Origin of the sequence: uncultured Finegoldia sp. (genome assembly GCF_947252345.1) — a bacterium.
In the GTDB taxonomy this organism is placed as follows: domain Bacteria; phylum Bacillota; class Clostridia; order Tissierellales; family Peptoniphilaceae; genus Finegoldia.
The window spans coordinates 45,705-65,693 of sequence record NZ_CAMXVC010000004.1; the positions used below are offsets into that span (position 1 = coordinate 45,705).

The window sequence follows — 19,989 nt, forward strand, 5'->3', positions numbered from 1 at the left end:
TTTGATTATGAAAAAGATACAAAAATATTTAAAAGATAATCCGCCATTGGTTTTAATTCTAAGCTTTTTTTCTTTGATAATAATAGGCTCTTTTTTCTTATGGTTACCTATTAGTCAAAATAAAATAAAAATAGAATACTTAGATTGTCTTTTCACTGCTACATCCTCGGTTTGTGTAACAGGATTAGTTACTGTTCCGACTTTTAGTGCGTGGAGTGTTTTCGGCAAGACTATAATTATTATATTAATTCAAATGGGTGGATTAGGTTTTATGACATTTGCAACTCTGATTGCACTTGTTATGGGTAGAAGAATTACTTTAAAAGATAGATTAATAATAAAAGAACAAACAAATAGTATTGATATGCAGGGTATGGTTAAGCTAATTAAGTATATTTTAATATCAACTTTTACGTTTGAAACTATTGGTGCATTACTTCTGATGATAAGATTTGTACCAATGTACGGATTTAAGGGGATTTTTTACAGCTTTTTCCACTCTATATCAGGATTTTGCAATGCTGGGTTTGATATTTTAGGGCCAAATTCATTGATAGATTTCAATACTCATTGGTTTATTTTAATGGTTATTGGTTTATTGATAATCATTGGTGGTATAGGATTTAATGTTATATTGGATATTGTTCACAATAAGTTAAATTTTAGAAAGTATACTTTGCATACGAAAATTGTTTTGACAACGACGATTTTAATGCTATCAATTACTTCGATTTTAATTTTTGTTATGGAATTTGCCAATCCCTATACTATTGGAAAATTAAATGTTTTTAATAAAATATCAAACTCTATTTTTCAAGCTATCACTCTTCGAACTGCTGGATTTGCATCAATTAGTCAATCAGATTTGCTTGATAGTTCAAGCGTTTTATCTATTTTGAATATGTTTATCGGAGGTTCACCTGCCGGAACAGCTGGAGGTATTAAGACAACAACTTTTGCGTTATTGATTATTGTAGCTATTAGTGAAATAAAAGGCAGAGAAGATGTTGAAGTATTTGATAGAAGGATAAGAGTATCGCAAATAAAAAAAGCCTTGGCAATAATAACACTATCATTGGCATGGGTAATATTTGTAACATTTTTGATTTTGTTAATAGACAAAGCAAAATATTTAGATGTAGTATATGAAGTTGTAAGTGCATTTGGTACGGTTGGATTGACTAGAAGCTTAACTCCAAACTTTAACAGTATATCGAAAATACTAATTATAATGACAATGTACATTGGGAGAGTTGGCTCATTGACGATATTATTTGCACTTTCAAATTCAAAAAACAAAAAAGCTTATAAAGAAGCACACGAAAATATTATTATAGGTTAGGTTAGAATATTTATGAAACAATTTGTAGTTGTTGGCTGCGGTAGGTTCGGCAGAGCCTGTGCAGTCGAGTTAGCAAACACTGGTCACGAAGTTTTGCTAATAGATAATAATGAAGATACAGTTGATGAGATGAGTAGAATAGTTACTCATGCTGTATACATTGAACATTTGACAGAGAACTCTCTTAGTTCTGTAGGGGTAGGTAATTTTGATGTAGCAATAGTTGCTATTTCTTCAAATTTTGAAGCTTCAATTTTATCTACAGTTGTATGCAAAAAATTAGGCGTTAAAAAAGTTATCACAAAAGCTAAAGACACATTGCATGGAAATATTTTGTTAAAAGTAGGAGCAGATAAAACTATCATTCCGGAAAATGATTCTGCTGTTAGACTTGCAAGGAGCTTGAGTAGTGACCAAATATTTGATTATATTGAATTTACTGATGATTACTCCATAGCAGAGATTACTCCAAAAAAAGAATGGATAGGCAAGAATTTTATAGAAATTGGTATCAGAAGCAAATACGGTATTAACGTAGTCGCAGTAAAAAATCATGGACAGATGAACATCAACCCTGCCCCTGATTATTGCGTAAAATTTGAAGACTATTTGATAGTAATTGGTTCTAATGATGATTTAGAAAAGATTACAAACGCAGGCGATAATAATGATAACCTCTACGTCAAATAAAATTTACAAACATTGCAAATCACTATATTCGAAAAAATTCAGATATAAATTCAGTGAATTTATAATAGAAGGCTACAAACTGTACAATGAAGCTTTGCGTTCACGATTGAAAATCAAGCAAGTAATATTGAGAGAAGGAGAAGCTCCAATAGAAGGAAGTGTTATTTTTGATAAAAAAACATTCGATAGCTTGAGTGAGATGAATAATTCAGAAGGAATTATTTGTGTGGTAGAATTTTTAGAAAAATTTCAAGATGATAGTGACAAGATTTTGTTCTTAGAAAATATAAACGACCCTGGAAATTTAGGCACGATAATCAGAAGTGCCGAAGCTTTTGGGTATAAGAAAATTATTATGTCACATAATAGCTGTGATATTTACAATTTAAAAACTGTTCGAAGTGCAATGGGAAGTTTATTTAGATTATCGATAGAATACAGAGATATTAGTATTTTAAATGAGTATAAAAATAAAGGATTTAAGATTTATGAAACTTCCTTAGAAAAAAATTCAAAAAGTATTTTAGAAATAAAGAAAAAAACAAAACACATTTTAATCATAGGTAATGAAGCGAATGGGATTTCAAATGAAATCAAAAGTTTTGCCGATGAGTTTCTCATTATACCAATGGATGGGATAACTGAATCTTTGAATGCTTCGATAGCAGCGAGTTTAAGTATGTTTTATTTGTCTAAATTGACAAATTAATAATTATGTTATAAAATATAAAAAAATGTTGAAGAAGAAAATACAAATGTAGATATTAAGAGAGGTATGGGTTGGTGAAACATATTTATCGAAATTTGTTGGTTCGCTTTGAAGTTGCCAATAGGCCGTATAATGTGCGTTAAACTTATGAGTGATGTTATCATAAATTGGGTGGTACCGCGGAAAAATACAATCTTTCGTCCCATATCGGGATGAGGGATTTTTTTATTTGTAAAAGGAGATAAAATGAAAAAAGAAATTTTAAAAATTAAAGAAAAAAGCTTGGGCTTAATAGAACAAGCAAGTGATTTAAAATTATTAGACGAGATTAGAGTAAAAATTCTTGGTAAAAAAGGTGATTTGACATTACTACTTAGAAATATGGGTAATTTGTCAAAAGAAGAAAGACCAATAATTGGTCAATTAGCAAATGAAGTGCGTTCTAAAATTGAAGAGTCACTATCTGAAAAACTTGAACAATTAAAATCTGAAAAAAAGAAATTTAAATTAAAAGAAGAAGAAATTGATGTAACGGCAAATAGAGGTATGAGAGAAGTATCTCATAAACACCCATTAAACGAAACAATAATTCAGCTTGAAAATTTATTTCAAACAATGGGATTTGATATTGTAGATGGTCCTGAAATCGACACAGTTGAAAATACATTTGATTTATTGAACTCTCCGAAATATCACCCATCGAGGTCGTTATCAGACACATTTTATTTAGATGACAAAACAGTTTTAAGGCCACACACATCAAGCGTACAAATAAGAACTATGAAAACACAAAAACCTCCAATAAGAATGGTTTCTGCGGGAAGAACATTCAGATTTGATGATGTAGATGACACGCATTCACCGATGTTTCATCAAATTGAAGGTCTTGTAGTTGATAAAAATGTTACTATGGCTAACTTAATGGATACGATTAATATTTTTATTAAAAATTTATTTGGAGAAGAAATTCAAACGAGATTTAGACCACATTACTTTCCATTTACTGAGCCATCTATGGAAGTGGATGTTACTTGTTTTGATTGCAAAGGTAAAGGATGCCTAAGCTGTAACAACACTGGTTGGAGCATGGAACTTTTAGGTTGCGGAATGGTACACCCAAATGTTTTGCGCAATTGTGGAATTGACCCAGAAGTATACACTGGATTTGCTTTTGGAATGGGCGTTGATAGAATAACGATGGTTAAGCATAAAATTGATAATATTAGATTATTGTACGATAATGATAAGAGATTTTTGGAACAGTTCTAGGAGGAAATATGTTATTACCTATTAATTGGTTAAAAGACTATGTAGATGTAGACGAATCTATAAAAGTAATCACTGATAGACTTTCAGAGACAGGAAGTCACGTCGAATCTGTAATTGACAAAAGCGAAAATTTGAATGACAAATTAATTGTCGCAAAAATAAATAAAATTGAAAAACACCCAAATGCTGACAAATTATCTATTGTAACATTAGATACAGGAGATGGAGAAGCAAATGTAGTAACTGGAGCGAAAAACATAAAAGAAGGTCAGTATGTTTGCTACGCAAAAGTAGGTGCGACACTTCCTAGAGGTATTGTTTTGAAAGAAGTTGACCTAAAAGGTGTTGTCAGTCCAGGAATGCTTACAAGCTTTGAAGAAATGGGATTTGAGACATCTGTAGTTGACAAAAACTCAAAAGAAGGGATAGCCGTATTGTCTGAAAATAAAGTTGGAGAATCCGTTATTAAGGCATTGGAGATTGACGAACCTATTATCGAATTTGAGATAACCCCTAATAGACCAGATTGCTTATCAGTGTTGGGTATGGCAAGAGAATATGCTGCATCATTTGGAAAAAAAATAAAGTATCCATCAATAGATATAAACAAATTTGAAGATGATGTAAAAAATTATATTTCCGAAATTGATATACAAACAGAAAAATGTAGTAGATATGTGGCACGAGTAATCAAAAATGTAGAAATAACTGATAGCCCACAATGGCTTAAGAACAGACTTATACAATCAGGAATTAGACCTATTAACAATATTGTTGATGTAACTAATTTTGTAATGCTAGAAACTGGTCAACCTATTCACGCTTATGATTTGGATAAAATTTCAGATAAGAAAATCATTGTAAAAGAATCTGGAAAAGAAAAATTTACAGCTATTGATTCAGTGGAAAGAGAATTATCAAATGATATAATAATTTGTGATGGCAAAAACACTCTTGGAATTGCTGGAATTATGGGAGGATTGGATTCTGAGATAACAAAAGAAACTAAGAATGTTTTAATTGAAGCGGCTAGTTTTGATAGTGATACAATCAGATTATCTTCAAGAAGATTACAATTGAGGACGGATGCTTCTACAAGATTTGAGAAAGGCGTAAGCCAACAATTATGCGATTTAGCTTCTTTGAGGGTTTGCAAATTAATTGAAGACATCTCTGAATCTACTGTAATCAATAATTCTTTTGATATAGTAACAAAAGAAGAAAAATTAGAAGATGTCACTTTGTCATACAAAAAATGTAATGAGTTATTGGGTTCTGAAATTTCAAATGAAGAAATTAAAAATATTTTGCAGTTATTGGAATTCAAAATAATTTATGATGATGAAGAAAAGATAACTGTAAAAGTACCATTCCATAGACAAGATGTTGGAATATATCAAGATTTAATAGAAGAAGTAGGTAGAATTTATGGATTTGAAAAAATAGGAGCCAAACCTTTAATAGGAAAGCTGAAAAGAGGTATTAAAAGTCAGGAACGAATTGCTATTGACCATTGCAAAAAAGCAATGTATTCAATGAACACATATGAAGTTCTTTCGTATTCTTTTATAAGTCCTAAGTCATATAAAAAGGCTATAGTTCATATGAATGATGATGAGTTAATTAAACTTATCAATCCATTAGGAGAAGATTATTCAGTAATGAGATCTACAATTTTGCCAAATATTTTAGATATTCTATCTAAAAACTACAAAAATAAAATTGAAGATATTTGTGTTTATGAATTGGGTAATACTTTCCACGTGAAAAATGATGATAGATTGGAAACCAAAAAATTAGCAATTGGAATGTATGGCAAATATGATTTTTACGATATTAGAGCTATGATTTTGTCTTTATTTAATGAACTCGGTATAAAAGATTATATAATTAAAAAGAATACAAATAATAAGACTTACCATAGTGGAAGATGTGCTGATGTAGTAATTAACAATGAAATTGTTGCCACATTTGGTGAAATTAGTTTTGAAGTTGCAGAAAATTATGATTTTGACAATAGAGTTTATGTTGGTGAAATTCATTTTACAGAATTGATTAAATTTATGGATTTCAAAAAAATATACACACCAATTAGTAAATATCCTTCAATTGAACGTGATATAGCTCTTGTGGTTAATAGAGATTTGGAAAGTATCGAAATTGAAAAAGAAATAATTAAGCATTCTAATGGAATTATAAAAAAAGTATATCTTTTTGATGAATACAAAGGTGAACACGTTGAAAATGATAAGAAGAGTTTAGCTTACAGGATAATTTATCAATCTAAAGATGAAACATTAAAAGATAAGATAATAGAAAAGATACAAGAAGAAATATTAATGTCATTAGAACAAAAATTCAATGCAACATTAAGAAAGTAGGAAGGCATATGAACAAATTACAAGTTGTAATTCAAGGTACGACTTATAATATAGTAACTGATAAGACTAAAGAACAAACTGATGAAATAGTATCTAAAATCAACAAAAATATTTCGGATTGCAAAAATAATAATCCTAAGTTAACAACATTAAATGCAACAATTCTTTCACTTATGAATTTAGAAGAATCATACGCAAACACAGTAACTGAGTTTAGACAATATAAAGAAGAAAATGCTCCGATAGTTAAGGATTACAAAAAATTAAAACTCGATTGTGAGAAACTATATCAAAATCTTGTAGTTAAAGAATCTGATTTAAAGAAAATAAATAAACAAGTCGAAGAATTAAAACAAAAATCAAATAAAGAAATTGATGATATTAAAAGCAATTCAAATGTTTATATTTCTGAATTAAAAACTAGTTACGAAAAAAAAATAAATGAATTAACGAAAAAAATCGAAAAAAATAATTCTACAATAGAAGATTTAAAAAATCAGATTGAATACTATAAAAATGATAATGACTCGGTATCTAAAGAATATAAGAAATTAAAAGATGATTACAATAATTTAGCATTCGAAAAAAATAAAATTGAAAATATCCTAATGGATTACCAAAGGAATGAAACAATTGACTAATGAAATTTTAGCTCCTTGTGGAAATTGGGAAATGGTTAAAGCCAGCGTTAGTGCTGGCTGTAACGCTATTTATTTGGGAACAAAAGAATTTTCAGCTAGAGCTTATGCAGAGAATTTTACAGTAGAAGATGTAGAGAAGGTTGTGCAATACTGTCATCTTAGAAATGTTAAAGTATATGTAACATTGAACACTCTAATCAAAGAATCTGAAATAAAAAATGCTATAAATTATGTAAACAGATTATATAATATCGATATCGATGCGTTGATTGTTCAAGATTTAGGATTGGCATATCTTGTCAATAAATTTTTTCCAGATTTGGATTTACACGCATCAACTCAAATCAATATCAATAATTTAAATGGAGCTATTGTAGCAAAGAGAATTGGATTTAAAAGAATTGTACTTGCTCGTGAAACAGATATTGAAGAATTAAAAAATATAAGAAACAACTGCGATATTGAGATTGAAGTTTTCATTCATGGCTCATTATGTGTGTGTCAATCGGGGCAATGTTTGATGAGTTCTCTTAATGGTGATAGAAGTGCAAATAGAGGAAGGTGTGCTCAACCTTGTAGGAAAGATTATACCATTGAATTGAAAAATAAGACCATTAATTCAAAATTATCATATCTATCTCCGAAAGATTTGTGCACAATAGATAATATATCTGAAATTGCTAAATTCTGCGATAGTCTTAAAATCGAAGGAAGGATGAAATCAAAAGAATATGTTTATTCTGTAGTTAAATCTTATAGAGAAATGTTAATCAATAATAAAAATGATTATTTCTTGGATGAGGTAAAAAATAGAGGATTCACAAAAGGTTTGATCAACAATTGTTCAGGCAAAGATTATGTGGAATTAGGTCGAAAAAGTCAAGTTAAAGGTAATGTAGTTGGCAAAATAATAAGAAAAGGTCAAATCAAATTTCTAAAAGATGTTTTTAAAAAAGATATACTAATCTTATTTAATGGAACAAAAACATTCCCTCTTACAATGACAGAAGACTATAGAACAAACAGCGTCATTTCATTTGAAAATATTGATGACGCTGTTGTTAATTCAGAGGTTAAAAGGGTTAGTCATATAAAAATTGTTGAATTATCGGAATCCGAAAAAAATGTTCAGATAGATTTAAATGTTAAATTTATTTGCAAGAGTTCTAGTCCAATAGAAATTTATGTAAACGAGGTAAAATACACTACAAATACGATTGCTCAATCAGCTAAAAACAAACCAATTGATAATTCGTTTGTCATAAATCAACTACTAAAGACTGGAAATTATCCTGTTAAAATAAGAAGTTTAAATGTTGAATTAGATGATGGTTTATTTCTGTCAAAGAGTCAGATCAATCAAATCAGAAGAGATTTTATAGAAAGTTATTTAAATTCAATTTCAAACTTCAACAAAAGAGCATCAAAAAATATAGAATCTTACCAAATAAACGAATTGATTTCAAAAAGGACGGCTTCTTACAAAGAAATAAAAACAGTTTTTGAAAATGAAATTGACGGATACAGCGATAAAATTTCATCTAATTTTATTGTTAAAGTTCCTAGATTTTTGAATGAATCGAAAACAAAAGATTTCATTAAAAATTGTAGAGAACACAGTGTAAATAGATTATTAATAAATAATTTAGGAGATTTAGTAATCGCTGAAAAATTACAGGCAAAATATATAGTGAGTGATTACCAAATGAATGTATTTAATTCATTTACAAGTAAAGTTCTTTATGATTTGGGCGTTGATGTTATAACATTATCGGTTGAACTAAACAAAAAAGAAATAAAACAGATAATCGACAATTCTCCATATAAATATGAATTAGTTGTAGAGGATAATTTAATTAATATGATTACAGTATACTGCCCTTTTTCAAGTATAAAAAAATGTGATGCAACAAATTGCCAAAATTGTAGTTTTAATGATTGCTTTATTACTGGAGATTTTTCAAAATATCGTGTTATTAGAAAAAATGGATATTCTTTAATTTATTCTTGTGATAAAATTAGAATAGATACTGATAAAATAAATTTAGATTTGTATTCTGTTAGAAAGAATAAATCTGCAATTGGAAAACCTAATGAGTTTCATTTTAAAAAAGGAATTTTATAGATGGATAAAAAAACACTTAAAACATTGGAATACAATCAAATAATAGGGAAAATTGAAAAACTTTGTAAATCAAAATTAGGCAAAAGTTTAGCCGATAATTTAAAACCGTTAGTTGATTTAGATGAGATTAGAAAAAATCTGGACTTAACATATGAAGCTATGAGTATGATTTATAAGTTCTCAAATCCACCAATTTATGAAATAATAAATGTAAAAGCTAATATAATGCATGTTTCTAAAGGCGGTTATATTATTCCTGAGATTTTGCTCAAGATTGCTCAAATTTTAAGTAGCGTACATGATATTAAAAATTATGCTAGTGAATCTGACGAAAATCAAGAAAATTATCCAATGATTATGGGTATGATTTACACATTGGTCGAGGAACAAGAACTCATTAGTACAATAAATAGTGCTATAATTTCTGAAGATGAAATTAGTGATAATGCAAGTAGAAATCTTTTTAGGATACGACAGACTAAAAGACAAAAAACTGAAAGCATAAAAGATAAAATAAACAGCATACTGTCATCTAACGACCAAGCGCTACAAGAAAATATTGTGACTATGAGAGATGATAGATATGTCATTCCAGTAAAGGCTTCTCATAAATCATCGTTTAAAGGAATTGTTCATGACCATTCATCTTCTGGGCAGACAGTTTATATCGAACCTATGGAAGTTGTTGAATTAAATAATGAGCTTAGAATGCTTGAGGCAGAAGAACAAGAAGAGATTATTAATATTTTAAAACAAATTTCGAATAGAGTTTACGCTGTAAAAGAATCAATATTTATTGACCAAGATATTTTATCTCAATTGGATTTTATTTTTGCAAAAGCAAAATATGCAATTGAAATAGATGCTACAAATCCTAAATTAAATACAAATGGTTATTTTAATTTTAAAAATGCACGTCATCCTTTATTAGACCCCAAAAAGGTTGTTCCAATTAGTATTTATTTGGGCGATGACTACAATACTTTGGTTATTACCGGTCCGAATACAGGAGGCAAGACTGTGACATTAAAAACAGTTGGCCTGATAACTTTGATGGCTCAGTCTGGAATTTTAATTCCGGTATCTGAAAATTCGGAAGTTGCAATTTTCGACAATATATTTACGGACATCGGTGATGAACAAAGCATAGAACAATCATTGTCAACCTTTTCGGCACATATGAAAAATATTGTCCATATTGTCAATAATATCACTTTCAATTCGCTAGTGCTTTTTGATGAGTTAGGAGCTGGAACAGACCCAACAGAAGGAGCTGCATTAGCTATTGCCATTTTAAGAATTTTTCTTAATAAGTCTATAAGAACTATTGCTACAACACATTATTCTCAATTAAAAATATTCGCATTGACTGAACAATATGTTAAAAATGGCTCTGTGGAATTTGATATAAACACATTATCACCTACCTATAAATTGACAATTGGTATTCCAGGAAAATCAAATGCTTTTGAAATATCAAGAAGACTTGGATTGGACGATGATATAATAAATAATGCAAAACAAATACTCACCGAAGAAGACAAAGATTTTGAAGATGTATTATCTGATATTGAATCCAAGAAAAAACAAATTGAAGAAGACAAGAATAGGCAACTGGAATTAAAAGAAGACTTACTGAAATTAAGAGAACGATACGAAAGAGAACTAGAAAAAACAAAATTTGAGAAAGAAAGAATAATTGAACAAGCAAAAGAAGAAGCGAATGAAATTTATTCAAAAGCAAAAGAAGAATCAAGAGAGCTTATTAATAAGTTAAAATTTTTAGAAAAAGACTCTGATGCTAGGAGCATCGCTAATGATGTCGAAAATAAATTCAATAAAAAAATTAAAAAAATAAACGATAAAAAGCTTTTAAAAGAGATTAATCAAAAACAAAATTTTGAGCTTGGAGATGAAGTTGAGATTCTTGGTATTGAACAAAAAGGTACAATTGTAACTGAACCTGATAAAAAGGGAGATTTGCTAGTTCAAGTAGGAATATTGAAAATTAATGCGAATGTAAAAAATTTGAAGAAAATTCAAGAAAAAGAATTGATAAAATCTTCAAAGAGCATTAAAAATATTATAAAGAACAAAGCTAATTCAGATATCAAAAGTGAAATTGATTTGAGAGGAAAAAATATTGAAGAAGCAATCTATGAATTGGATAAGTATATTGATGATTGCGTTATAGTAGGGCTTAAAAAAGTTAATATCATTCACGGAAAAGGGACTGGTATGTTAAGAAAAGGTATACGAGAATATTTACGAAACGACAGAAGAATCAAAAAAATTGAAGATGCGGCTTATAACGAAGGTGGCATGGGAGCTACTTTTATTTATTTAAAATAAGGGGAAAATATGATAAATTTTAAAGATGAAGTAAAAAAAATTATAATGAGTTTTGATACGGGTTTAAGTGAAAGTGAAATTATAAGTTTAATTGAAATTCCACCGAATAGTTCTATGGGTGATTTTGCATTTCCGGTTTTTAAATTGGCAAAAACATTTAGAAAATCGCCCAATTTAATTGCAGAAGAACTTGCAAATAAAAAATACAATAATGACAACATAAAAAAGATTGCGAATGCCGGACCATATGTTAACTTTTTTGTAAATAATTCAAAATTAGTTGAAAGTGTTTTGAAAGATGCTGTGAAAGATGATTTTGGAAGTAGTCATATCGGAAATGGTAAAAATGTTGTTCTGGATTTTTCTTCCACAAATATTGCAAAGCCATTTCACATTGGACATTTGCGTTCAACTGTAATCGGAAATGCAATCAGAAATATTATGAAATATCAAGGATATAAAACAACAGGTGTAAATTATATCGGAGATTATGGAACACAATTTGGAATGATGATATCTGCTTACTTGAAGTGGGGAGACGAAGAAAAAATAAACAATAATCCGATAAAAGAATTATTAAATCTTTACGTAAAATACAACAAAATCGCAAAAGAAGATGAAAAATACATGGACGAAGCCCGTGATTGGTTCGATAAATTGGAGAAAAAAGAGCCAACTGCAGTGAAATTATGGTCGTGGTTTAGAGAAATTTCATTAAAAGAATTTCAAAGGGTTTATGATTTACTTGGAGTCGAATTTGATAATTTTAACGGAGAATCCTTCCACTCTCAATTTATTGGTGATGCACTAGAAGTTATAGAAAATAAAAACCTATTAAAAGAATCTGATGGGGCTATGATTATTAATTTAGATGATGAAAATTTACCTCCTGTTCTAATAAAAAAATCTAATGGTTCTTCGACATATATAACGAGAGATATTGCTACAGCGATGTATCGTAAAAAAACTTATGATTTTTGTAAAAATATTTATGTAGTTGCTAGCCAACAAAAACTTCATTTTGAACAACTTAGAGCTGTTTTGAAAAAAATGGGATTTGAATGGTGGAGTGATTGTGACCATGTATCATTTGGAATGGTCAGTATGAAAGATGGTTCGATGAAAACAAGAGAAGGTAAAGTTATTTTCTTGGAAGATGTTTTAAACAGAGCTATCGATAAAACTAAATCTATAATAGAAGAGAGAAATCCTAATCTTGAAAACAAGGACGAGGTTGCTAAACAAGTTGGAGTAGGAGCTGTTATATTCCAAGATTTATTCAACAATAGAATCAAAGACTATACATTTGATTGGGACCAAGTTTTGAATTTTGATGGGGAAACTGGACCTTATACTCAATATACTTATGCTAGAAGTTGCTCAATCTTAGATAAGGGAGAGTTTGTTTTAAAAGATGGTAGCAAATTTGATTTGCTAAATGATGACACAGAAATAGATATAGTAAAACATCTTGCCAAATATAAAGAAGTCTTATTAAATGCAACTGAAAAATACGAACCTTCTTTCTTGACAAGATATACTGTAGAATTAGCGAAATTATATAATAAATTTTATGCAAATTGTCCGATTAACACAGTTGAAGATTCATTAAAATATCAAAGGTTATATTTGACATATTGTGTGAATAAATGTTTAAAATTATCATTGAAATTATTAGGAATAGACGCACCAAACAGAATGTAAGGAGAAAAATGAAATCATTTGTTGAAATCATCAAATTTTCTTTTTTTAGAACAATACACACAATTAAATATTTTCCATTGATATTTGCAACTATGATTGTAATGAAATTATCTTTAAATATTTCAAATAATATTTTTTTTAGACTATCATTGAATAAAAATTTCACCAATATTATTATAGGATGTTTGATTGTTTTTTTGGTGAGCATATTGTTTAATATGTTGAGCATTTCTGTTCACACTCGAGAAAATTATCACATACAACCAATTACAATTCCGAAGTTGATGCTTAAAATTGGGTTTAATTCTCTAATTTTATTTGGGGTATACCATTTTATAAAAAACAATGATTTTGCTCTATTTGTTAGTGTATTCATACTAAATCCTTTGATAGAAACATTGTATATGATAGATGAGAGATTTTATATGTCTATGATTACAGCATTGAAATTCACGTTTAAAAACTTTTTCGTGTGGAATATTCCTAATATAATAATATTTGCGGTTATTTATCAGATAATTTTCAAATATTATTTAGTAGAAGACCTTATGATGTCAAATGAAATTAATTCGGTTTTAAAATTTGGAATATTGTTAATTCTTATTTCTTTATTTATGTTATATAGAGCTAATTTGTATAGAATTTTAGAAACGGGTGAAAAATAATGAGTAAAAAAATTGATGAGTATTTTAGTAAGTTTATGAACGAATTAGTTTATGTGAATTTATTGGAATCAAATGATTATATTAATAAAGATGTCCCTCTTCCTGTTTTAAAAAATGATTTGGTTGATGGAGTAAAAAACAACGATTTTGTAAATAATTTTGATTTAAACTTAATTATTAAAGGAATGATTTACAATATAGCTTATGATAGAACTTTTAAATACTGCGTAAATTATACAGATATTATGTATAATATTATTCCAGAACTTGAAAAATCAATTATTTCTATGGGAATTGAAAAAATTTCTAACCCATCGGAAGCTGTTGTATATTTCAGAGCTAATGACATTTTAAAATGTGATATTGCAGATAATGCCTATTATTATGCATATTGCCTGAGACTTATGGCTATTGAAGATGAATATAATTTTCCTGTATTTGTTCAGGAGGCTTTTAGGGTTTTAAACGAAAATATTAGAAATTTTCCGGATTTTTTTCTAAATTATATTGAATTAGCAAATCTTGAATTGTTAAATCAAAATTATATAAAAGCATTTGATTATCTAAAAAACACATATAAAATGGCATCTGATAGCATTAATTACGATGACAAAAAAGTGGGAATTGTACTCAATGAAGTTGAGCGATTGATGAATAAAATTAGGCCACTTAGGGATTTGGATTTTGCTATCACATTAATTAATTCTCAACCAAATAAAGCTTTAGATATATTTGAAAATTTGGAAAAAACTCCAAGGATTATTTACTTGATGGGTAAATGTTTTATGAATTTGAATCAATCAGATAAAGCATTAGAGTACTTCGATAGAGCAGAAAAATCAGGATTTGATAATGTAGATTTGTATAATGATATGTCTGTTGTTTACTTTAATTCTTATGATTTTGAAAAATCAATTCAAGTTTTGAATAGAGGATTAAAAATTCACAAAGACAATGAAATTTTATTATACAACAAAGCTGTTATTGAATTAAATGCAAATAGAATTGAAAACGCAAAAGACACTTTGTCGACGTTGGTATCATATGATGATGTTGATGAAGATATTTTTAATATGTCAATGCAATTATTAAAAAAAATAGAAGAAGGCTATTAATAGTCTTCTTCTGTTATTTTTAGAGTATTGTCTAATCTGTCCATTATTTCGAGAGCACTTATGATGTTTTTTCGAGCTTTGTAACAATCTAAATTTATATCGACAAGCTCGTTGATTTTATTAATTCTATAAACTATTGAATTTCTGTGTACGTTTAACCTTTGTGATGCCTTAATTAATGAACGTTCTTCGACTAAATAGAAATACAAAGTACGAAGTAGGTCGGTGGCATTATTTATGTCGTCGTATTTTAACTTATAAATAAATTCAGGAACTAATATTTCAACTTCAGGGTCTAAGCAGGTTAAATCATAAATTAGTTTGCTACAGTTTTCATATAAATCATCAGTTATTTTTATATCATTTTCCAATATTTTTCTAGCTAAAATAAATGCGTTTTTCAAGTTAAATAAGTTATTTTTAAGGGACAACTTTAAATTTTTTAATCCATATTTTTCAGTAAAAAAGTTTAGATTGGATTTTACCGATGAAACATCCTTTACTTTATTATTTGTCAATAAAATTAAATATCCATCGTTTAACACCGAGTACATATACATTGGATAATCGAGAACAAATCTATTTCCGTGAGAGAACATATCTTGATATTTAAAAAGTCCGCCCTCGATTTTTATAACATTGATGTCATAATTATCATCGGTTTTCCATCCTATGTTTTCAATATTTTCCTCATCCTTATCAGTTATATTCCCAGAAATCAAATTTTTAATTGTGCTGTATATGTCTTCTTTTGAATTTATTAAGCCATTTACGTTATTGTAAATGTAAGTCGAGATTATTTTTGTAATCTTTTTAAATTCATACTCGTATTCATCTTCAATTGTTTCAACTGCCAAATATCCATAAAGCTTACTTAAGCTTTTCTTCTTTACTTCTAAAGGATAGATTTTTTTGATAGTAGAAAAATCAAAGGTATTAAGCAATAATTTTTTGTTTGAGTTCAGCAAACAAACATTTATATCGAAATAATCTTTAATTGCAAGTAGAAGATTATTAACAGCTTCTTTATTTGCTATAATCGAGTATAGTTTGCTGTAAAAATTTAAATTTTCTTGTAAAAACTTATTTACTTTCTCATATACAAAAAAAACATCATCACATTTTGTGTACAAAACATTGCAATCTTCTATTTCCAGTTCATCATTTTCTTTGCCAATTATTAATATATTAGAATTTTTTGGATAAGTAATGGTATTTTTTGACTCAATTATGGATAATGCATTTCTGTTATCAGAAACAGAATTTAATGATATATTGTCAATGTCATTTAATACATTGATTTTTGAATTATCAATTAATTTGTCCAAATTTTTTACCAATAAATTTACATTCATTTTTATCACCTTTAATTATGATTAGAGCTGTGTTATTATCTATTATATAAATAATATCACAATGAAGAGATTTTTTAAAATATAATAGGAGCTTAAAATGAAAAAAACTGCAATAATATTAATGATTATAACGCTTATATCGAAAATGTTGGGATTGGTAAGAGAAACTACATTGGCTTATTTTTTTCCGACAGATGGTGCGGTAGCTAATGCTTTTTTGGTCTCGCAAATACTTCCAATAACCATAATCAGTTTATTTTCGGCGGGAATATCAACGTCTTTCATACCTTTATACAATAAGATAGTTCATGACAATGGAAGAAAACAAGGTGATATCTTCACATCTAATATCAACAATATAGTCACTATTATAATTATTTCTTTGATAATTGTACTAGAAATTTTCACACCTACTGTAGTAAAAATATTTGCTCCTGGATTTACTGGTTATACTAGAGAATTGACAATAAAGTTTATGAGGCTGACTCTATTTTCGATGATTCCATCAATTATCGCCTGCGTATTTAAAGGGTATCTCAATGCCAATAATCATTTTGTAGTTCAAAATTTACAAGGTTTTATAATGAATTTCTTTATAATCTTGGCTCTTATTATCTCTAAAAAATATGACGATAATATGATTGTCGGGGTTGGATTGTTGTTAGGAAATGCACTTCAGTATGTTCCTTATTACTTCATAGCTAAAAGAAAAAAATTCAAATACTATAAAGTATTGGATTTTTCTGATAAAAACATAAAAATGATTGTCTTACTTTCTATTCCAATTATATTAGGAGTTTCGGTCAATCAAATAAATGTAATGGTTGACAAATCAATAGCGTCAACGGTTAGCACAAATGGTATTCCGATATTAAATTACGCTTCACGATTAATTGAATTTGTAACGGGAATAGTTATAGCAAATATATCGGTAATAATTTATCCGGAATTATCCCGCAATTTTATCGAAAATAATTTAGTCAAAATGAAAGAAAGCATAATGAAATCAATGTCAATGATTTGTATTTTAGTGATTCCCGCTACAATAGGTCTATTAGTACTCTGCTTTCCAATTACAAAAATGCTTTTTTTCAGAGGAGCTTTCACTATGAAAGATGTTACATCAACAGCAACGTGTATGTTTTTTTATTCACTTGGAATAATTGGTACTGCAATCAGAGACATTTTATCTAAATCCTTTTATGCTATGAATGACACAAAAACGCCTACAATAAACTCTGTAATAATGGTTGCAATGAACATAATCGGGAATTTATTATTATCTAAGATATTTGGTTTAATTGGATTGGCAGTTGCTACCAGTATGTCATCATTAATAGGAGCATTGATGATTACTGTTCGTCTTTACAAAAAGATTGGCGATTTTAAAACTACTAAAAACTCTTTCAGGAATATTTTCAAAATGCTAATTGCCTCTCTTATAATGGGGATATTATCGTATTTTACATTCAAATTTAGTAGTATAAAATTTAATAACAATATATCTTTAATGTTTTCAATAGCAGCAGCTTGCATATCTTATACTATTTGTATTTTTACAATGAAAGTAGATGAATTAAACGATATTATAAATTTTTACAAAAATAGAAGAAAAAAGAGATAGTTTGACAATTCATGAGTTTTTGACTATAATTTTGATATAAAGACAGTGATAAAAAGAGAGCATTATGATTGATTTAAAGAGAGATAAGGCTTGGTGTAACTTATTATTCATAGTAATTGCAGACATTTTTGAGTCGTTAATTCCGCTTAATAGCGTTATAATTTAAAGTGAGGTTTACCTAATTAGGGTGGTACCGCGATTCAACTCGTCCCTTATCAGAGGGAGGAGTTTTTTATTTTAGGAGGTATTTATGAGTAGTATGGGAAATCTTCGACGTACACATATGTGTGGCGATTTGAGGTTAAAAGATAATGGAAAAGAAGTAATTTTAATGGGATGGGTCCAAAAGTCTAGGAATTTAGGCTCATTAATCTTTATTGACTTGAGGGACAATACTGGAATAACTCAAATAGCGATTAAAGATGAAAACAAGGAAATTTTTGAAAAAGCAAAAAATGTTAAAAGTGAATACGTACTTTGCGTTAAAGGTATTGTAAACGAAAGAGAATCAAAAAATAGCAATTTAGAAACTGGGGAAATTGAAGTAATAGCAAATGAATTAATTGTCTTAGATACAGCAAATGTTCCACCAATTTATATTAAAGATGATGATAATGCACAAGAACAAGTAAGGTTGAAATACAGATATCTTGATTTAAGAAAACCAAATTTACAAAAAAATCTTAAATTAAGAGCGAAAACAAATAGATTGATTCGTGAATATTTAGACGAAAATGGATTCTATGAGATTGAAACACCATTTTTAGGAAAACCAACTCCAGAAGGAGCAAGAGACTACTTGGTAGCTAGTAGAGTAAACGAACACAGTTTTTACGCACTTCCTCAATCCCCTCAATTGATGAAACAACTTTTGATGATTAGTGGTATGGACAGGTATTACCAAATAGTAAAATGTTTCAGAGATGAAGATTTGAGAGCAAATAGACAACCAGAGTTCACACAAGTTGATATGGAAATGAGCTTTGTTGACCAAGAAGATGTAATGAAATTAAATGAGGGTTTGATAAAAAAAATCTTTAAAGAAATTAGAAATATTGATATTGAAACTCCTATAAAAAGAATGACTTACCAAGAAGCAATGGAAAAATACGGTTGTGATAAGCCTGATTTGAGATTTGGTTTCGAACTTAAAAACATAACTGATTTGGTAAAAAATTCTGACTTCCAAGTATTTTCTAGTTGTAACGAAAAAAATAAAAGTGTCCGTTGTATTAATATAGGAAATTACGAAAAAGATTTTTCGCGTAAGAAAATAGATAAATTAGAAAAATTTGTCAAGGAATATGGAGCAAAAGGATTAAGCTGGATTAGAGTTCACGATGGAGAAATTCAATCATCAATAAAAAAATTCTTGACTGATGAAGAAATGAACTCAATTATTGAGTTTACAAAAGTAGAAGAAAATGCGTTAATATTTATTTTAGCAGACAAAAATTCTACAGTATTCAATGGTTTAAGTGCTTTGCGTAATAAAATAGCTAGAGATTTGGACTTAGCAGATGACAATAAATTTGAATTTGTATGGATTGTTGATTTTCCTTTATTTGAATACGATGAAGAAGAAAATAGGTTTGTTGCAATGCACCATCCATTCACTATGCCGAACGAAGAAGACATTCAATATTTGTTAACTGACAAAGAAAAAGTCAGAGCAAAGGCTTATGATATTGTATGCAATGGCGATGAAATCGGAGGAGGTTCTATTAGAATTAACAACTCTGATTTGCAAAAAAAGATGTTTGAAGCATTAGAATTGACAGAGGAGGATATCGAAAATAAATTTGGATTTTTTGTCGAAGCATTTAATTATGGAACGCCTCCTCATGGTGGATTAGCTTATGGAATGGATAGATTGATGATGTTGTTGGTTGGTACTGACAACATAAAAGACGTTATAGCTTTCCCTAAGACACAATCTGCTACAGATTTATTGACTGGTGCACCTACTCAAGTAGATGAAAAACAATTAAAAGAAATTCACATTAAATTAGACTGA

At 28.6% G+C, this 19,989-nt stretch carries 14 protein-coding genes and 2 other annotated features; of the genes, 13 read left to right on the forward strand and 1 reads right to left on the reverse strand.

Going from position 1 to position 19,989, the window contains the following annotated elements; genetic code table 11:
• Positions 1-7 precede the first annotated feature (7 nt).
• The 11 genes from Q0X02_RS01685 to Q0X02_RS01735 all read left to right on the forward strand — a co-directional run bounded on the left by Q0X02_RS01685 (position 8) and on the right by Q0X02_RS01735 (position 14,993).
• Positions 8-1,342: a TrkH family potassium uptake protein gene (locus Q0X02_RS01685; RefSeq protein ID WP_297810595.1), complete on the forward strand. Its 1,335-nt coding sequence runs from the start codon at positions 8-10 to the stop codon at positions 1,340-1,342.
• Positions 1,343-1,354: 12 nt separating this feature from the next.
• Positions 1,355-2,032 (forward strand): TrkA family potassium uptake protein, encoded by a 678-nt coding sequence (locus Q0X02_RS01690; protein WP_297810598.1) that lies wholly within the window; start codon positions 1,355-1,357, stop codon positions 2,030-2,032.
• Positions 2,010-2,741 (forward strand): RNA methyltransferase, encoded by a 732-nt coding sequence (locus Q0X02_RS01695; RefSeq protein WP_297810601.1) that lies wholly within the window; start codon positions 2,010-2,012, stop codon positions 2,739-2,741. Before Q0X02_RS01690 ends, Q0X02_RS01695 begins: the two co-directional genes overlap by 23 nt.
• A gap of 19 nt (positions 2,742-2,760) precedes the next feature.
• Positions 2,761-2,949, forward strand: a binding site (T-box leader).
• Between the two features lie 38 nt (positions 2,950-2,987).
• On the forward strand, positions 2,988-4,010 hold the full coding sequence (gene pheS, locus Q0X02_RS01700) for a phenylalanine--tRNA ligase subunit alpha (protein ID WP_297810603.1): 1,023 nt from the start codon (positions 2,988-2,990) through the stop codon (positions 4,008-4,010).
• 8 nt (positions 4,011-4,018) lie between these two features.
• Positions 4,019-6,391 carry a phenylalanine--tRNA ligase subunit beta gene (gene pheT, locus Q0X02_RS01705; RefSeq protein WP_297810606.1) on the forward strand — a complete coding sequence of 791 codons (2,373 nt, stop codon included), beginning with the start codon at positions 4,019-4,021 and terminating at the stop codon, positions 6,389-6,391.
• Between the two features lie 8 nt (positions 6,392-6,399).
• Positions 6,400-7,032, forward strand: a complete 633-nt coding sequence (locus Q0X02_RS01710; RefSeq protein ID WP_297810609.1) for a cell division protein ZapA — start codon at positions 6,400-6,402, stop codon at positions 7,030-7,032.
• Positions 7,016-9,157 carry a U32 family peptidase gene (locus Q0X02_RS01715; protein WP_297810612.1) on the forward strand — a complete coding sequence of 714 codons (2,142 nt, stop codon included), beginning with the start codon at positions 7,016-7,018 and terminating at the stop codon, positions 9,155-9,157. The genes Q0X02_RS01710 and Q0X02_RS01715 overlap by 17 nt, the downstream gene beginning before the upstream one ends.
• Complete coding sequence (locus Q0X02_RS01720; RefSeq protein WP_297810615.1) at positions 9,158-11,509, forward strand: endonuclease MutS2; 2,352 nt, start codon at positions 9,158-9,160, stop codon at positions 11,507-11,509.
• A 9-nt stretch (positions 11,510-11,518) separates the two neighbouring features.
• Positions 11,519-13,213: an arginine--tRNA ligase gene (gene argS / locus Q0X02_RS01725; protein WP_297810618.1), complete on the forward strand. Its 1,695-nt coding sequence runs from the start codon at positions 11,519-11,521 to the stop codon at positions 13,211-13,213.
• An 8-nt stretch (positions 13,214-13,221) separates the two neighbouring features.
• Positions 13,222-13,878 carry a hypothetical protein gene (locus Q0X02_RS01730; protein WP_297810621.1) on the forward strand — a complete coding sequence of 219 codons (657 nt, stop codon included), beginning with the start codon at positions 13,222-13,224 and terminating at the stop codon, positions 13,876-13,878.
• Positions 13,878-14,993 carry a lipopolysaccharide assembly protein LapB gene (locus Q0X02_RS01735; RefSeq protein ID WP_297810624.1) on the forward strand — a complete coding sequence of 372 codons (1,116 nt, stop codon included), beginning with the start codon at positions 13,878-13,880 and terminating at the stop codon, positions 14,991-14,993. The genes Q0X02_RS01730 and Q0X02_RS01735 overlap by 1 nt, the downstream gene beginning before the upstream one ends.
• On the opposite strand, the gene Q0X02_RS01740 is transcribed toward Q0X02_RS01735, so the two are convergent.
• Positions 14,990-16,348, reverse strand: coding sequence for a helix-turn-helix domain-containing protein (locus Q0X02_RS01740; RefSeq protein ID WP_297810627.1), 1,359 nt, complete (start codon positions 16,346-16,348; stop codon positions 14,990-14,992). The genes Q0X02_RS01735 and Q0X02_RS01740 overlap by 4 nt on opposite strands.
• Positions 16,349-16,445: 97 nt before the next feature.
• On the opposite strand from Q0X02_RS01740, the gene murJ reads away from it, so the two are divergent.
• Both murJ and aspS read left to right on the forward strand, forming a co-directional pair.
• A complete protein-coding gene (gene murJ, locus Q0X02_RS01745) occupies positions 16,446-17,972 on the forward strand; it encodes a murein biosynthesis integral membrane protein MurJ (protein WP_297810629.1) in 1,527 nt (508 codons plus the stop codon).
• Between the two features lie 36 nt (positions 17,973-18,008).
• Positions 18,009-18,188: a binding site (T-box leader), on the forward strand.
• A gap of 34 nt (positions 18,189-18,222) precedes the next feature.
• Complete coding sequence (gene aspS, locus Q0X02_RS01750; RefSeq protein WP_297810631.1) at positions 18,223-19,989, forward strand: aspartate--tRNA ligase; 1,767 nt, start codon at positions 18,223-18,225, stop codon at positions 19,987-19,989.

Excerpts from the sequence above, each read along its gene's own strand:
- Q0X02_RS01710 (WP_297810609.1), top strand. The coding sequence starts at position 6,400 with ATGAACAAATTACAAGTTGTAATTCAAGGTACGACTTATAATATAGTA.
- Q0X02_RS01715 (WP_297810612.1), top strand. The coding sequence starts at position 7,016 with ATGAAACAATTGACTAATGAAATTTTAGCTCCTTGTGGAAATTGGGAA.
- Q0X02_RS01685 (WP_297810595.1), top strand. The coding sequence starts at position 8 with ATGAAAAAGATACAAAAATATTTAAAAGATAATCCGCCATTGGTTTTA.
- Q0X02_RS01720 (WP_297810615.1), top strand. The coding sequence starts at position 9,158 with ATGGATAAAAAAACACTTAAAACATTGGAATACAATCAAATAATAGGG.
- Q0X02_RS01740 (WP_297810627.1), bottom strand. The coding sequence starts at position 16,348 with ATGAATGTAAATTTATTGGTAAAAAATTTGGACAAATTAATTGATAAT.
- Q0X02_RS01735 (WP_297810624.1), top strand. The coding sequence starts at position 13,878 with ATGAGTAAAAAAATTGATGAGTATTTTAGTAAGTTTATGAACGAATTA.
- pheT (WP_297810606.1), top strand. The coding sequence starts at position 4,019 with ATGTTATTACCTATTAATTGGTTAAAAGACTATGTAGATGTAGACGAA.
- aspS (WP_297810631.1), top strand. The coding sequence starts at position 18,223 with ATGAGTAGTATGGGAAATCTTCGACGTACACATATGTGTGGCGATTTG.
- Q0X02_RS01695 (WP_297810601.1), top strand. The coding sequence starts at position 2,010 with ATGATAACCTCTACGTCAAATAAAATTTACAAACATTGCAAATCACTA.
- murJ (WP_297810629.1), top strand. The coding sequence starts at position 16,446 with ATGAAAAAAACTGCAATAATATTAATGATTATAACGCTTATATCGAAA.
- Q0X02_RS01690 (WP_297810598.1), top strand. The coding sequence starts at position 1,355 with ATGAAACAATTTGTAGTTGTTGGCTGCGGTAGGTTCGGCAGAGCCTGT.
- pheS (WP_297810603.1), top strand. The coding sequence starts at position 2,988 with ATGAAAAAAGAAATTTTAAAAATTAAAGAAAAAAGCTTGGGCTTAATA.
- Q0X02_RS01730 (WP_297810621.1), top strand. The coding sequence starts at position 13,222 with ATGAAATCATTTGTTGAAATCATCAAATTTTCTTTTTTTAGAACAATA.
- argS (WP_297810618.1), top strand. The coding sequence starts at position 11,519 with ATGATAAATTTTAAAGATGAAGTAAAAAAAATTATAATGAGTTTTGAT.